Here is a 15,671-nt window from a genome sequence, read left to right as displayed (position 1 = left end):
TAACTAGATATCAGTTCTTACCATAAAATCCAGAAAACATGAAAATTACAGTGATTGGAGCAGGTGCCGTCGGCGCAACCACGGCAGACAACCTTGTACGGAAAAACATTGCCGAAGAGATTGTTCTCTTAGATATCAAAGAAGGTGTGGCCGAAGGAAAAGCGCAGGATATGATGCAAACAGCAGCACTATTGGGCTTTGACAGCAAGATCAAAGGCGCCACGAACGACTACCTACAAACGGCTGGCTCGGCCGTAGCGGTAATCACGTCTGGGATACCTAGAAAACCAGGCATGACAAGGGAAGAGTTGATTGGAACGAACGCAGGAATTGTAAAAACCGTGGTACAAAATCTACTGGAATATTCACCAGATATTATCATAATAGTGGTATCCAACCCAATGGATACCATGACCTATTTAGCGCTGAAATCAAGCGGAATCCCTAAGAACAGGATTATCGGGATGGGCGGTGCGCTCGACTCGGCACGTTTCAAATACCAAATCGCAGACAAATTAAATGCGTCAGCAAATGATCTGCAAGCTATTGTTATTGGAGGACATGGCGATACGACGATGATTCCGCTGATCAAGCATGCCACGTGGAACAGCATCCCCGTCAAGGAATTTCTTTCGGAAGAAGAACAAGCGGATATTGTACAGAAAACCATGGTAGGTGGTGCTACCTTGACGGCCTTGATCGGCACCTCGGCTTGGTATGCACCAGGCGCTGCTGCAGCAGCCATGGTAGAAAGCATCGTACGCGACCAAAATCGCCTGTTCACCGCTTCCGTTTATTTGGAAGGGGAGTTTGATCAGGAAGACATCCATATCGGGGTACCGGTGATCATCAATAAAAATGGCTGGGATCGTATTGTACCGTTAGCACTATCTGACTCGGAAAAAGAGGCATTTGCGAAAAGCGCAGACGCCGTGCGCGCAATGAACCAAGTATTGCGCGATAACCATATTATCTAGAATCGACTATCACATAACCATAAGAAATGGGAATATTGTTTCCATTTCTTATTTAATTATGTTGAGCTGATGTACATCGAGCATGACAAGTCAAGAAAAAATGTTTATGTTTAGACCATGCAAAAAATTCCACTAACGATAATCGACCTTCATGGCGATGGATACCATCTTTTGGTCGATGTAGAACTTTTTGACCAACGCTTTAAAATGGTGCTGGACACCGGCGCATCAAAAACGGTATTGGACAAAACCACCCTTTTGCATTCGGGCATACCTGAAGAACGCTTTCAGAATACCGATATTCTATCCACGGGCTTGGGCACCAATTCCATGGAAAGCTTTACGCTGGAAATCCCTTTGTTCAAAATACACAATTGGCAGCATAAACATTTCTTGACCGCCGTTTTGGACCTGAGTTCGATCAATTATGCTTACGAACAGATGAATTTAGAGCCTGTTATAGGTGTTATTGGCGGCGATATCCTCCGCCCGTATGGTGCAAAGATTGATTATTTCAAGCAAATGCTGACTTTACGAACCCGGAAACTTAAATAGGCGTCGGTGAATGTGTAGCCTAATATAGGTATAGTATCCCAACGAGATAAGCATGCCTGCCCCACCCATGATGTATAGTGTATGCTTGATACCAAAGTAAGATGCCGTAGCGCCGACAAAGAGCGCTCCTATTGGCGCAATTCCCTGAAAAGCCATCACATAATAGCTGATCGTTCGCGCACGGTAACTGGATACAGCATGCGTCTGTATATATGTATTGATCGATGAATTTTGCATCATCATGGCCATGGACACCATCATCGTAAACAATAAGGCTGTCGGAAGATAGTGAGCAAAAGCAAGCAGACAGAGCGATATGCCCATCATAAATGCGGCGAACAAAACCCGATAGCGCAGGTTTTCACCAGATTTTAATCGCGCCATACTAATCGCTCCGATCATAGCACCAAAGCCAGCTGCACTTTCAAACCAAGAAAATGTAGACTCGTCCCCCTTGAACAAGTCCTTAGCAACGGCCGGCAATAGCGACGTGTATGGGATAACAAATAAACTGGAAAAAGTGAGAACAATAATTAAAGAGGCTATATGTGGCGATCGACGAAGGTAACTGAAGCCCTCAACCAATCCTGTCCAATTACTTTCTTTCGTCAATTTCGAACGATCCTCTTTCACACGCATCAACATCAAGCAAATGATGACAGGAACAAAGCTAACGAAATTAACACCAAAGCATACAAATTCGCCGTATTTCGTCAACAGAATCCCCCCTATTGCGGGGCCAACCATCCTCGCAGCATTAAAAATGGATGAATTTAAGGCGATAGCGTTGGGCAGATCACGACGTTCATCAACGAGCGATATCATCAACGATTGCCTACCCATAACATCAAAGGCATTGATGATACCCTGCACAAAGCCCAGTATAGATAACAAGAACACCGTTTCCCAACGCATACCCACAACCAAGGTCAGCACCGCGGCCTGTACCATTAAGCCTATCTGCGTGATAAAAACAAGCTTATATTTCTTGTGGCGATCGACAAAAGAACCGATAAAAGGCGAAAGGATCAGAGATGGTAGCAGTGATATGAACTGCACAAAACCTAGCCAAAAGACAGAATTGGTCATTTCGTAAACCAGCCAGCTGATAGCAACACGTTGCATCCAAGTGCCCAATAGGGAGATAGCCTGACCGATAACATGTAATCGAAAATTAGGGTAAGCAAGGGATCTAAATATATCCATTAGGGATAAAAAATGTTTTGATCAAACGTAACAGATTGAAAAATAATATAGCTACTTTTGTAACGCGTATGCTTACGTTATGTTTTAAATCTTTTTAAATTATTATAAATCACCTATTCAACATGAAATTTTTTATTGATACTGCGAACTTAGCACAAATCAAGGAAGCGCAAGACCTAGGCGTTTTAGACGGTGTAACAACCAACCCTAGTTTAATGGCAAAAGAAGGCATCAGTGGCGAAGAAAATGTAATCAACCACTATAAAGCAATATGCGAGATTGTCGATGGCGATGTGAGCGCTGAAGTGATCTCCACCGACTACGAAAACATGATCAAAGAAGGCGAAATCCTCGCTGCCCTTAACCCTAAGATCGTTGTTAAAGTTCCCATGATCAAAGACGGCGTAAAAGCAATTAAATACTTTAGCCAAAAAGGAATCAAAACCAACTGTACATTGGTGTTCTCTGCTGGTCAAGCTTTATTGGCAGCAAAAGCAGGTGCTACCTACGTTTCACCATTTATCGGTCGTTTGGACGATATCTCCGTAGACGGTCTATCTTTAATCGAAGAGATTCGTTTGATCTATGATAACTACGGTTTCACCACGCAAATTTTAGCTGCTTCCGTACGTCACAGTGCGCATATTTTAGGCTGTGCAAAGATCGGTGCTGATGTAATGACTGGCCCTCTATCGGCGATCGTTTCTTTATTGAAGCACCCATTAACGGATAGCGGACTAGCGCAATTCCTTGCTGACCATGCCAAAGCGGCAGGAAAATAAGCATACAGAAAACTCGTTTTTCTGCTTTAAAAAGCTCTCTAAAAATAGACATTTAGAGAGTTTTTTTTCTTTACAACTCGCCTCCTACCTACAAAGTAAACAGCTCTTCTTGAATACCCAACTATTTTTCAACAAGAGAAAAACGATCAGCCATTACCCAAAATCACCAATTCTATTTATGCATTATACATCGCCGAACGGGGAGAAATGAGGAGCATTCCCACGGTAAACGAGCATAACGTCCATTGAAAAATTTAGCTGTAGAACGAGCGTTTTGCCAAATAGATCAACGAATACAGTTGTGTTTACAGACACTTCGTGTTCGTAAAACTCGCACGAAAAGAATAGATAATTGCTACTGTCCTATATAAATAAGGTTCGCTAACAAGTAGAAATTTAACTGTTCCGAACCTTTACAAGATTTAAAATTGATCTAAAAAATGTGTACTTTTACAAGTATCATGACAAGTGTAACAAACGAAAAAGAACGGGATTTTATCAAACTTTTAAAGCAAAATGCGCTTAAAGTGACCCCACATAGAATGCGTGTTTTGAACGAAATAACGCAAAAAGATGCAGCAATATCACAGCCCGATCTCGAAAAGATCGTAGGTAAAGAAATTGATCGTGTGACGCTCTACCGGATTTTATCCAGCTTCGAAGAGAAAGGTATAGTCCACAAAATATTCGATTTAAACGGCACAGCGACTTATGCGATCTGCAGCTCGGATTGCACTGCCGATCATCACCATGATCAACATGTGCATTTCATCTGTTCAATTTGTAACAGCGTTTTTTGCTTGGAAGAAATATCACTACCGAAGATTCCAGTGCCTGAAAAGTTCACTTTACATGCTATCGCACTCAATGCTGTAGGTCTCTGTGATAACTGTCAACAGGAGAAATAAAGAGATTTTATTACCTTATATTTTTAAAAGCGTAACCTCATAGAGGTTGCGCTTTTTTGTTAAAAAAAAGCTAATGTAATATAAAAATTACTATGTAAAAAATTTTAGCAAAAAACATTTAAAAATCTAAAATACAGTGATTAAAAATATTAAAATAAACAATCAATAAAAGTAAAAACAATTAGCAATAAACATAAAAATGGACGCAAGACATTGAATATGCACGTACATAGCCAATAACGACGTTTTCGAAAAACAAAAATTTAGCAAAAAATAAAATAAAAAGCTAATAATGAGTAACATAAAAATGCTAAAATAAACAAAAACAAAACAAACGATATAAACACAGCATAAGTGACAAACAATGACACTAGCAATAGAACATTTTTTGCGTATCTTAGTTATACATTTTAAAGGAGCTGGTCTGCGTCAGCAGCACGACACTCCCCTACTCTTCCCCGCTCACATAAACACGAAGCGCAAACCGAAGTGAAGTAAATTTTAGACGTATGAAACAAAAAAAAGAGAACCCCTATAAAGAAGTCTTAACAAGACTTATTCTCGACATATTTGAAAAATCCAACAACAGCCCACTAAACTACAAACAGGTTGCAGCAAAGCTCAACATCCACGATACCGATTCCAAAATCGCCATCGCCGACATTCTATCCGACGAATCGAAATCAGGCAAATTCCTGCAGATACAGCGGGGCAAGTTCAAGCTACGCCAACTCAATGTTTATATCACAGGAAAGGTAGACATGACCGCCGACGGCTCTGCCTACATTGTTCCGAACGATGAGTTTGAGAACGACATTTACATTGCCCCAAGAAAGCTTCGCCAAGCCCTGCACAACGACATCGTCAAGGTGCATGTATACGAAAGAAGTAAAGGACGAAAACGGGAGGGTGAGGTTGTTGAGATTGTCCAACGAGCCAAGACCGACTTTACGGGAACGATAGACATCTCCGACTCGTATGCCTTTTTCTTGCCGGATGATAGAAAGATGATTCACGACATCTTTATCCCTTTGGACAATCTGAACGGAGCGACCAATGGGCAGAAGGTCGTGGTATCCATTATCGAATGGAAAAAAAATGCCAAGAATCCTATCGGCAGAGTGAAAGACATCCTAGGAAAGAAAGGGGAAAACAACACAGAGATGAATGCCATCTTGGCAGACTTTGGATTCCCACTTTCCTTCCCGAAAGAAGTCGAAGAGGAAGCCAACAGCATACCGGATAAGATCAGCCAAGAGGAGATCAGCAAGCGTCGAGACTTTAGAGATATCTTGACCTTCACAATCGATCCATTTGACGCCAAAGATTTTGATGATGCCATTTCCTTCCGAACACTTGATAACGGAAACTATGAAATCGGCGTCCACATTGCAGACGTTTCTCATTATGTTATTCCAGACAGTCCGCTTGATAAGGAAGCCTTCGAGCGCGGCACATCTGTATATCTTGTAGACCGAGTTATCCCGATGTTGCCAGAGCGACTCTCCAACGGCGTCTGTTCGCTACGACCGCGCGAGGAAAAACTCTGCTTCTCGGCTGTCTTCGAAATGGACGAAAAAGCAAATGTCATCGACCAGTGGTTTGGCAGAACGGTTATCAACTCTGACCGTCGCTTTACCTATGAGGAAGCCCAAGAAGTGATCGAACAAAAAGAAGGCGACTTTGCCAGCGAAATATTAAAACTGAACGAGCTTGCCTACATTTTGCGGGAACGTAAATTTAAAAATGGAGCCATCAGCTTCGAAAGCGAGGAGGTAAAATTCCATTTGGACGAAAACGGAAAGCCCACAGGAGTCTACACGAAGGTGCGCAAAGATGCCCATAAACTCATTGAAGACTTCATGCTGTTGGCCAATCGTAAGGTTGCAGAATACATCGGTAAACAAGGCCGTGGCAAAAATAAGCTTACCTTCGTGTATCGTTTCCACGACACGCCAAACCCGGAAACTCTAACCACCTTCTCGCAATTTGCCTCACGATTCGGACACAAGCTATCCATCAAGAGCGATAAAGAAACCGCAAAATCACTGAACGCCTTGATGACCAAGATAGAAGGCAGCAAGGAGCAAAACCTACTGACATCCCTTGCCGTTCGCTCCATGGCAAAGGCCATATACACCACAAAGAGCACCAGCCACTACGGCCTTGCTTTTGACTATTATACACACTTCACCTCACCGATACGGCGCTATCCAGATGTGATGGTACACCGTTTACTACAATTCTACCTCGATGGCGGACATAAGATCAATGCAGAGCATTACGAAAAGATGTCCGAACATTCCTCTCAAAAGGAAAAGAAAGCCGCCGAGGCGGAACGCGCATCCATCAAATACAAGCAAGCCGAATTTCTGCAGGAGCAAGTTGGGGTGGAATATAAAGGTATTGTCTCTGGCGTAACCGAATGGGGCATGTATGTAGAAATTGAGGAAAACAAGTGCGAGGGCATGGTTCGCTTACGCGACATCACCGACGACTTCTACACGCTGGACGAAAAAAATTACGCTATCATCGGTCAGCGCAAGAAAAAGAAGTACCAGCTCGGCGACGAGGTGCAGATTAAAGTAAAAAAAGTTGATCTTGAAAAAAGACAAATAGATTTCACCTTATTATCCTAGCCGCTATAAAACAACTGCGAAAAGTGCTTTAAAACGCTTTTCGCAGTTATGTTGCTCCCCTGCTTCATCCATCTCGAAGACTATTCAAAAAAAATTAACACACAAGACTTTACGGTTTAGTATTTTATCATTATCTTTGCGGACTTTAAAATTAATTTTTACAAATTAAATAAAAACAAAAACAGGTAAATGCCTACTATTCAACAATTAGTTAGAAAAGGTAGAGTAGCTCTGGTTGACAAGAGTAAGTCGCCAGCGTTGGACAGCTGTCCACAGCGAAGAGGCGTGTGTACACGTGTATACACTACTACCCCTAAAAAACCAAACTCAGCAATGCGTAAAGTAGCTCGTGTACGTTTAACAAACGGTAAAGAGGTGAATGCTTACATCCCAGGTGAAGGCCACAACTTACAAGAGCACTCTATCGTGTTAATCCGTGGCGGTCGTGTGAAAGACTTACCGGGTGTACGTTACCACATCATCCGTGGTGCATTAGATACATCAGGTGTTGCAGGCCGTAACCAACGTCGTTCTAAATACGGAACAAAACGCCCTAAACCAGGACAGCCAGCAGCGGCACCTGCAAAAGGTAAAAAGAAATAATTAAACGGAGGAAAAGAAAATGAGAAAGTCAAAACCAAAAAAGAGAATCATTTTACCTGACCCGAAGTTTAACGATACTCAGGTAACACGTTTCGTAAACAATATGATGTTAGATGGTAAAAAATCTACAGCATATTCTATCTTTTACGATGCAGTAGAATTAGTAGAACAAAAAACACAAGAGAGCGGTCTTGAGGCTTGGAAAAAAGCGTTGAACAACGTAATGCCAGCTGTAGAGGTTAAATCTCGTCGTGTTGGTGGTGCCAACTTCCAAGTTCCTATGGAAGTTCGTCCAGAGCGTAAAATCGCTTTAGGGATGAAATGGTTAATTTCTTATGCACGCAAACGTGGTGAAAAAACTATGTTCGAAAAATTAGCAGGAGAAATCATTTCAGCTTCTAAAGGTGAAGGTGCTGCTGTGAAGAAGAAAGAAGATACGCACAAGATGGCGGAAGCTAACAAAGCGTTCTCACACTTCAGATTCTAATTTTGAAGACAACGAATAAAATATGATGACACCGACTGTCAATAAGTGCCTAAGCCTTATTACAGTCGGTGTACTTATTTCTTTCAAAAAACATTGCACAAAAACAAGCTTTCAAAAGCAAACTGCATAAATATATTATGGCAAGAGATTTAAAATTCACTAGAAACATCGGTATCGCTGCCCACATTGATGCTGGTAAAACAACAACAACTGAGCGTATTCTTTACTACTCAGGTGTTAACCACAAAATCGGTGAGGTTCACGAAGGTGCTTCAACGATGGACTGGATGGAGCAAGAGGCTGAGCGTGGTATCACGATCACTTCTGCTGCTACAACAGTATTCTGGAACTACCGTGGCAACAAATACCAAGTAAACGTTATTGACACCCCAGGTCACGTTGACTTTACCGTAGAGGTAAACCGTTCCTTGCGTGTACTTGACGGATTGGTATTCTTGTTTTCGGCAGTTGATGGTGTAGAGCCTCAATCAGAAACAAACTGGCGTTTAGCAGACAACTATAAAGTGCCCCGTATTGGTTTCGTTAACAAAATGGACCGTTCAGGTGCTGACTTCTTAAAAGTTGTTAAGCAAGTTAAAGATATGTTAGGTTCTGACGCGGTAGCATTACAATTGCCTATCGGTGCGGAAGACTCTTTCACCGGTGTTGTTGACTTGATCAACAACCGTGGTATCGTTTGGAATGAGCACGATAAAGGAATGACCTTTACCGAAGTGCCAATCCCTGACGATATGCTTGACGAAGTTGCCGAATACCGTGAGAAATTATTAGAAGCGGTAGCTGGATACGATGAAACTTTGATGGAGAAATTCTTCGAAGATCCAAATTCATTGACAGAGCGTGAAATCTTGAACGCTTTACGTGCAGCTGTATTAGATAACTCTATCGTTCCTATGGTTTGTGGTTCATCTTTCAAAAACAAAGGTGTGCAAACGATGTTGGATCTTGTGATGGAATTGTTGCCTTCGCCTTTGGATTCTGAAGGAGTTAAAGGTACCCACCCTGATTCAGGAGAAGAGTTGTTGCGCAAACCTAGCGTTAACGAGCCTTTCGCTGCTTTAGGTTTCAAAATCGCTACTGACCCATTCGTAGGTCGTTTATGTTTCATCCGTGCTTACTCTGGTAAGTTAGATGCTGGTTCTTACGTTTTGAACACTCGTTCAGGAAACAAAGAACGTATCTCTCGTATCTTCCAAATGCACGCTAACAAGCAAAACCCTATTCCTTTTATCGAAGCTGGTGATATCGGCGCGGTAGTAGGTTTCAAGGATATCAAAACTGGAGATACACTATGTGACGAAAAACACCCTATCGTGTTGGAGTCTATGGTATTCCCTGAGCCAGTTATCGGTTTAGCAATCGAGCCTAAGACACAGGCTGACGTTGATAAACTAGGTATCGGTCTTGGTAAATTAGCTGAAGAGGATCCTACATTTGTTGTTAAATCTGACGAAGAGACTGGTCAAACAGTAATCTCTGGTATGGGTGAGCTTCACTTAGAGATCTTGATCGACCGTTTGAAACGTGAGTTCAAAGTTGAGGTAAATCAAGGTGCTCCTCAGGTTGCTTACAAAGAGTCTATCAAAGGTACTTCTGAGCACCGTGAGGTTTACAAAAAACAATCAGGTGGTCGTGGTAAATTTGCGGATATCAAAGTTGTTGTATCGCCTATCGACGAAGATTACGACACCTCTAAATCTGCACTTCAATTTGTAAACGAAATCGTAGGTGGATCTATTCCTAAAGAATATATCCCATCTGTACAAAAAGGTTTCGAAAGCTCGTTGAAAAACGGTGTATTGGCAGGTTACCCACTTTCTGGCATGAAAGTTCGTTTGATTGATGGTTCATTCCACGCAGTCGATTCAGACTCTCTATCTTTCGAATTGGCAGCTAAAATGGCTTACCGTGAGGCATTGCCTAAATGTACGCCAGTATTGATGGAGCCTATCATGAAAGTAGAAGTATTGACTCCAGAAGAGAACATGGGTGATGTAATGGGTGACTTAAACCGTCGTCGTGGTCAGATGCAAGGTCTTGACTCACGTAACGGAGCACAAGTTATCAAAGCATTGGTACCACTTTCTGAAATGTTCGGTTACGTAACACAATTGCGTACGATCACTTCTGGCCGTGCAACATCTACTATGGAGTTCGATCACTACGAAGAGGCACCTCGTAACGTTGCTGAAGAAGTAATCGCAAAATCAAAAGGCAGAGTTAAAGGATCTGTAGAATAATCCTTTTTAAAAATAAACCGACCTCCTGTTGTGAATAGCTCTAACGGGAGGTCATCTTAAAAACAAATAAAATGAGCCAAAGAATCAGAATTAAATTGAAATCTTACGATTACAATTTGGTTGACAAGTCAGCTGAGAAAATCGTAAAAACAGTAAAACCTACAGGTGCAGTTGTTAGTGGTCCTATTCCATTGCCTACTGAGAAAAAAATCTATACCGTTTTACGTTCACCACACGTTAACAAGAAAGCACGTGAGCAATTCCAATTGTGCGCGTACAAGAGATTGTTGGATATCTATTCTTCAAACTCTAAAACTGTTGACGCCTTGATGAAACTTGAATTGCCTTCAGGTGTTGAAGTAGAAATCAAAGTGTGATAGATTTCAGTTACTGAAAAAAATAAAAGAAGGTGTCTAATAAGGCACCTTCTTTTTGTTTATAGCGCTTCTAGCACTCCATTATATTTTCATTTCCAATATTAAGCTGCAAGTCGATATATTATGCTTTTTAGCATTTGTAGATGTGTTTTTATCGCAAATAGGGAGTTTTTATCATTTGGATTGCCAACCAAAGTATCGTTTTTCCACTTTCTTGCCCATTTTCTTAGATTATGAGCAATGGCCATCAAACCGAACTTCACAATAACTTTCTGTAACCCTTTCATGCTGAATCGGGTAAACCTGTTGTTCTTCATTTGTCCAAATACCGCTTCAACCTCCACGGATCGCTTACTTCGATGATAGAGTCCCTGTTCCGAGAGTAGTCTTTCTCGAACCTTGGCCTCGAGCCAAGTAAGTCGGTGGTTTACTTCAATTAGTCGGTTACCTTGAGCGTTATGGCACTGACCTCACATCGCACAGCTTTATAACAACTCACTTGGGTGCTTTATCCGTTGGCACTAGCCGAGTTGAATGACCAATAAAGCGAAGTTTCGGGCTTGCCGGACATACATAAAAGTTCTCCTGCTGGTTGCAATACAGGTTTTGTACCGAAAAAGGATCCTGCCGGTGCTTACGCTCTTGCTCCATATAACAGTAATTGTACTTGACAAAAGCGGTTATCCCTTTTGCTTCCATCAGCTGATAGTTTTGCTTGCTACCATATTCAGCATCTGCCACAATTAACTCACTCTGCTTTCCATAATGGGGTGCAAAGCCTTCTAGATGTTCCGGCAAGGTTGTGATCTCTGCGGTAATCTGATGGATACTATAGTGGGTGATGAACTGTTCTTCGATACTGATCTGCCTATTGCAAGCCGGTTTGAGCTGACCTTTCTTCATATGATCTTCTTTCATGCGCATAAGAACGGCATCCGTATCGGTTTTACTATAGCTATTGCGATCCCCTAGTATTTCTAGTTATTGCTCATATTTCTCCAATCTAGGCAAATAGTCCTCTTCAAGTTTCTTGAGCTGCTTATCTGTGGACTTACTACTCGCTTTGAGCTTGGCATTTATCCCTTTGATTCTTTCCTTCAAACCTGCACTATCGATTGCCTTACTCATTTCTTGATTGCCTAATGAAGATTGATCTTCGGTTATCTGTGCATCAATCGCCGAAAGTACAGAGGCGATGTTAGCTGCCAGTTTTAATTTGTTCTTCTGGATGGATTTCTTCCAAACAAACGTATAACGTCCTGCGACCGATTCGATCTTGGTGCCATCGACATACTGAACGCGCAAACTGACATACTCTAGGTCATGCAACATCCGAACGATGCTTACGAATAAACCTGTATTTGACCTTTAAGGACGCTTACCTCGAAAATAGTTGATCGTACGTTAGTCAGAAGTGCTGCTTCCAGAAAGCCACATGAAATAGATGTTCTCCTGCAAGGCGCGCTCAATCTTTCGACAAGAATAGATATTGCTTAAATAGGCGTAGAATAAAACTTTCAGAAGTATCCGGGGATGGAAACTCGTGGTGCCTCCGCCTTTATATTAAGCGATTAGGTGTTCGATATCCAGCTGATTAACAACCTGATTAACCAATCGAACGGGATGGTTCAATGGAATACGATCAAAAATATCCTCGGGAAATAGGCTCGCGCTATTGGATGGTAAGGCTTTAAATTGTACTTTAATATCGTTTTTTGGGTGCACCTTAGGATACAAAATTTTAAAGACAAAAAACAGAAAAACCCCGCCATTTTTATGACAAGGTTCTTTGTTTAAAAGACCTTTTTAGACAGCCTCTTTTTCATGTTAGCGCTTTATACTAGAATTGGAAACCAACACCTACCGAAAAAGCACGGTTTTTTACCGTCGTGCCCGGGGCCTCTTTTGCAATATTTGTCAAGCCCAATCCGTAACCTGCATTAATCAAGAATCCCTGTGACATCTTGAATCCAGCTAAAAAGTTAACGCCAGCATCAAAAGGCTTCAAGCCTGCGTCATTAAAGCTTCCACTTTCACTCAAATTCCCTTGTGAAGACTTTGCATGTATTCCGTAGCCAGCATAAGGTCCCGCACCGAAAAACACATCGCCAAATTCTCCTGTAGGCACATAATACACCAAGTTTATAGGCACCTCAATATACATATAGGTATCTTTAACTTTCTCTTCAAAACCGGAGTCACTCGCAGGCACAGCACCACCTTTTCCCTGTAGAGACACACCTGGCTGAACACGCAAATTTGACACTACTGGCATATCGGCATATCCTGTTACATAGAATGAAGTTGCCGCATCCGAGGTATAGGTCGTACGATCGCTGTTTACTGTTAATTTAGCAAAGTTGACACCTGCTTTTACACCAAAAGACGTCTGTGCATGCGCGCCAGCGATACAACATAATACAGTCGCAATAGATAGTAATTTTCTTTTCATTTTAAACAAATTAAATATGTTGCGAAACTAATGTATTATCTTGTAATTCACAAAAAGAATAAATAATTACACACTATTTTTCCCCGTTAATCCGCTATATTACCTAACATACATGGAACGATTAGCGGTACGGTTTTGTGCATCACCTTTTATCAATTAGACCGCGCCTTAAAATAAAAAGAGGCCACCGATTTGGAGGCAAGTAAAAAGCCTTCCTACAAAACTACCTTATCTTCAACTTCGAAAACCAAGTGGAGGGTTAAATCTATTGAAAGTCGATCTTTTACAAAAGATGAAATAGAAGCTTAATTAGACAACGGAAAAAGGCCTATGAACATAAAATTTCACAGGCCCTTTTTTAAATGGATCACCTTTTTTTACCATCCCGATCTGGATGGTCTATTCTCAATGCTAGCTTTTCATCCTTAGAATTGGAAACCAACACCAAAGGATAGTACGCGGTTAGAATAATTGTCACCGCTATTATTCAATGCTGTTAAACCTAGCCCATATCCCGCATTAATTAAGAAACCATTTGAAAGCTTGTAACCCGCCATAAAATTGGCACCAGCTTCGATAACTTTCATCTCACCGTCGCCACTACCGAATTCGATATCCTGTTCACCTTCGCCTCCAAATCCACCTAAATTCCCACTACCCTTGGTCTTTCCACTGATATTGAAACCAATATAAGGTCCAGCTCCTAGAAATACATTTCCTGAACCGGCAGGAATCCAATACACCGCATTTACAGGAACCTCAATGGACATCACATTTGTGGAGATTTTTCCGTCCGCTCCATCACCATCAAATTTAAATTTATTACCTTTTCCTTGTAACGAAACACCGGGCTGAATAGAAAACTGGCTCGCTACGGGTAAATCCGCGAAACCTGTTACATAGAATGACGGATTCATCACTTGGTAATCCTTTGCAATACTCGAAGGATTACTGTATTTACCTAAGTTGACACCAGCTTTCAAACCGTAACTTGTTTGTGCCTGTGCGCCCGCAGCTAACAATAACGCTGCTCCTAAAGAAAGTAAAATCTTTTTCATACTCTTTTTGTTTTTGTTTTTACTAGAAAAGTCATTGCAACATTCAGACCAAAATAAGTTAACAACGATTTATCCTCATGCAAAAACCTGACAATAAGACATTTAAATTAGAAACAAACGTATAATGTTACCGAATAATAGTCTGATGAAGGACAGCATAAAGAGTGTTTGATTTTTTTAATAAATCTTTTTGCCAGAAGCGTTGTAAATATCAAAAGTAAATTTTATTTTTGCATTCCCTTCAGGGATAAAGGGTCGGATGGCCGAGTGGCTAGGCTGAGGTCTGCAAAACCTCCTACAGCGGTTCGAATCCGCTTCCGACCTCGTTTTATTGACTATAAAAAGATATAACAATGGGAGTTACACGTTTAAAAAGAAAAGATAGAAGAAATAAAACTGTTTCACGCGTGGAAGTACAGTTTTTGAAATTAGGCCGCAACATTGAATTAGGTTCAAGAAGCCAAATGCCTAAAAAAAGTCAGATTACTAAAAACGACACAATCTTGAATGCATTAGCTGCTGAAGCTAAATAAGCACCTACAAGTAAGAAATAAAAAAGGAGAACACATCGTTCTCCTTTTTTATTTTAACGGTTCTCCAGCAATATTTTCAACTCCTCTACCAATGCACGCGAAGTTTGCAAGGTAGGTTCATTCATCCCCTCAAGAGCATCCGATTCAAAGGTCATGCGCGAGTCAATAGACACCTTCGCCGAACTATGTATAGAAACCGCCTTCGTATGTTCGATAATCTCTAAAATATTATTGGCGTTAACACCTGCGCCAGGCATAATTTCTATACGGCCATTGGCCTGGAGAATCAACTCTTTTAAAAGCTCCTGCCCCTCTGCCGCCGTATTCCTTAAACCGGAGGTAAGGATTCGGTCAAAACCAAGCGTAATCACATCTTCTAGCGCCTGCTTTGGATCGCTTGTACGATCGAAAGCACGATGAAATACAACCGTCATCGGTTTTGCTAGCTCCACCAATATTGCGTTACGCTCGCGATCTACACGCCCATCAGCGAGCAGCACGCCTATAACAACACCGTCACAGCCGAGTTCCTTGCACAAGGCGATATCCATTTTCATCTCTTCAAACTCGTCCTCTGTATACACAAAATCCCCGCTACGCGGCCGAATAAGCACATGCATGCCGATATCCAAAAGCTGCCGTGCACGCTTGATCTGCCCATACGATGGTGTGATGCCGCCATTTTCTAAATTTTGGCAAAATTCGACCCGTGTGGCGCCGCCCAGTTGCGCCTGCAGAGCCGAATACGATGAATTGGAACATATCTCCAATTGCACCCCGTTGATTCCTTTTTCCGTTGCGTTCATATACCAAATTTGCCAATTTTCCTCGTG

The 15,671-nt window shown here is 41.7% G+C and carries 16 protein-coding genes, 1 tRNA gene and 2 pseudogenes; 11 read left to right on the top strand and 8 right to left on the bottom strand.

Features of this window, described 5'->3' with window-relative positions:
- Positions 1–38: 38 nt before the first annotated feature.
- Positions 39–977, top strand: a complete 939-nt coding sequence (gene mdh, locus SCB77_RS17325) for a malate dehydrogenase (RefSeq protein ID WP_320183250.1) — start codon at positions 39–41, stop codon at positions 975–977.
- A 117-nt stretch (positions 978–1,094) separates the two neighbouring features.
- Positions 1,095–1,532, top strand: coding sequence for an aspartyl protease family protein (locus SCB77_RS17320; protein WP_320183249.1), 438 nt, complete (start codon positions 1,095–1,097; stop codon positions 1,530–1,532).
- Here SCB77_RS17320 and SCB77_RS17315 read toward each other — a convergent pair.
- Positions 1,509–2,738, bottom strand: a complete 1,230-nt coding sequence (locus SCB77_RS17315; RefSeq protein WP_320183248.1) for an MFS transporter — start codon at positions 2,736–2,738, stop codon at positions 1,509–1,511. The genes SCB77_RS17320 and SCB77_RS17315 overlap by 24 nt on opposite strands.
- Before the next feature lie 122 nt (positions 2,739–2,860).
- Here SCB77_RS17315 and fsa point away from each other — a divergent pair, with 122 nt between their 5' ends.
- From fsa to rpsJ, 7 genes are all read left to right on the top strand, one after another.
- Positions 2,861–3,520: a fructose-6-phosphate aldolase gene (gene fsa / locus SCB77_RS17310; RefSeq protein ID WP_320183247.1), complete on the top strand. Its 660-nt coding sequence runs from the start codon at positions 2,861–2,863 to the stop codon at positions 3,518–3,520.
- 461 nt (positions 3,521–3,981) lie between these two features.
- A complete protein-coding gene (locus tag SCB77_RS17305; RefSeq protein ID WP_320183246.1) occupies positions 3,982–4,428 on the top strand; it encodes a Fur family transcriptional regulator in 447 nt (148 codons plus the stop codon).
- Between the two features lie 509 nt (positions 4,429–4,937).
- Positions 4,938–7,067: a ribonuclease R gene (gene rnr / locus SCB77_RS17300; protein ID WP_320183245.1), complete on the top strand. Its 2,130-nt coding sequence runs from the start codon at positions 4,938–4,940 to the stop codon at positions 7,065–7,067.
- Positions 7,068–7,256: 189 nt separating this feature from the next.
- Positions 7,257–7,670, top strand: a complete 414-nt coding sequence (gene rpsL / locus SCB77_RS17295; RefSeq protein ID WP_108636809.1) for a 30S ribosomal protein S12 — start codon at positions 7,257–7,259, stop codon at positions 7,668–7,670.
- A gap of 19 nt (positions 7,671–7,689) precedes the next feature.
- Positions 7,690–8,157, top strand: a complete 468-nt coding sequence (gene rpsG, locus SCB77_RS17290; RefSeq protein WP_085473826.1) for a 30S ribosomal protein S7 — start codon at positions 7,690–7,692, stop codon at positions 8,155–8,157.
- A gap of 137 nt (positions 8,158–8,294) precedes the next feature.
- Entirely contained in the window at positions 8,295–10,418 is a 2,124-nt protein-coding gene (fusA, locus tag SCB77_RS17285; protein WP_320186637.1) for an elongation factor G, read from the top strand.
- Positions 10,419–10,489: 71 nt separating this feature from the next.
- On the top strand, positions 10,490–10,795 hold the full coding sequence (gene rpsJ / locus SCB77_RS17280; RefSeq protein ID WP_002993539.1) for a 30S ribosomal protein S10: 306 nt from the start codon (positions 10,490–10,492) through the stop codon (positions 10,793–10,795).
- A gap of 101 nt (positions 10,796–10,896) precedes the next feature.
- On the opposite strand, the pseudogene SCB77_RS17275 reads toward rpsJ, so the two are convergent.
- The 6 genes and pseudogenes from SCB77_RS17275 to SCB77_RS17255 form a co-directional block, all read right to left on the bottom strand.
- Positions 10,897–11,250 (bottom strand): annotated as a pseudogene (locus SCB77_RS17275) (transposase); the annotation flags it as partial.
- Between the two features lie 40 nt (positions 11,251–11,290).
- Complete coding sequence (locus tag SCB77_RS17270; protein WP_320186636.1) at positions 11,291–11,770, bottom strand: transposase; 480 nt, start codon at positions 11,768–11,770, stop codon at positions 11,291–11,293.
- A gap of 6 nt (positions 11,771–11,776) precedes the next feature.
- Positions 11,777–12,127: a hypothetical protein gene (locus tag SCB77_RS17265; protein WP_320183244.1), complete on the bottom strand. Its 351-nt coding sequence runs from the start codon at positions 12,125–12,127 to the stop codon at positions 11,777–11,779.
- A 72-nt stretch (positions 12,128–12,199) separates the two neighbouring features.
- Positions 12,200–12,334: pseudogene (locus SCB77_RS23180) on the bottom strand (transposase); the annotation flags it as partial.
- Positions 12,335–12,635: 301 nt separating this feature from the next.
- Positions 12,636–13,247: a porin family protein gene (locus tag SCB77_RS17260; RefSeq protein WP_320183243.1), complete on the bottom strand. Its 612-nt coding sequence runs from the start codon at positions 13,245–13,247 to the stop codon at positions 12,636–12,638.
- Positions 13,248–13,672: 425 nt separating this feature from the next.
- A complete protein-coding gene (locus tag SCB77_RS17255; protein WP_320183242.1) occupies positions 13,673–14,305 on the bottom strand; it encodes a porin family protein in 633 nt (210 codons plus the stop codon).
- Positions 14,306–14,558: 253 nt separating this feature from the next.
- Between SCB77_RS17255 and SCB77_RS17250 the strand changes: the two genes are divergently transcribed.
- Both SCB77_RS17250 and SCB77_RS17245 read left to right on the top strand, forming a co-directional pair.
- Positions 14,559–14,629 (top strand) — tRNA-Cys (locus SCB77_RS17250).
- A gap of 29 nt (positions 14,630–14,658) precedes the next feature.
- Entirely contained in the window at positions 14,659–14,838 is a 180-nt protein-coding gene (locus SCB77_RS17245; RefSeq protein WP_320183241.1) for a spore protein, read from the top strand.
- A gap of 53 nt (positions 14,839–14,891) precedes the next feature.
- Here the strand turns inward: SCB77_RS17245 and SCB77_RS17240 are convergent, their stop codons facing one another.
- Complete coding sequence (locus SCB77_RS17240) at positions 14,892–15,644, bottom strand: copper homeostasis protein CutC (protein WP_320183240.1); 753 nt, start codon at positions 15,642–15,644, stop codon at positions 14,892–14,894.
- Positions 15,645–15,671 lie beyond the last annotated feature (27 nt).

The sequence above is a fragment of the Sphingobacterium bambusae genome (assembly GCF_033955345.1).
Lineage (GTDB): Bacteria > Bacteroidota > Bacteroidia > Sphingobacteriales > Sphingobacteriaceae > Sphingobacterium > Sphingobacterium bambusae.
This window is presented reverse-complemented; position numbering and strand designations above follow the sequence as displayed.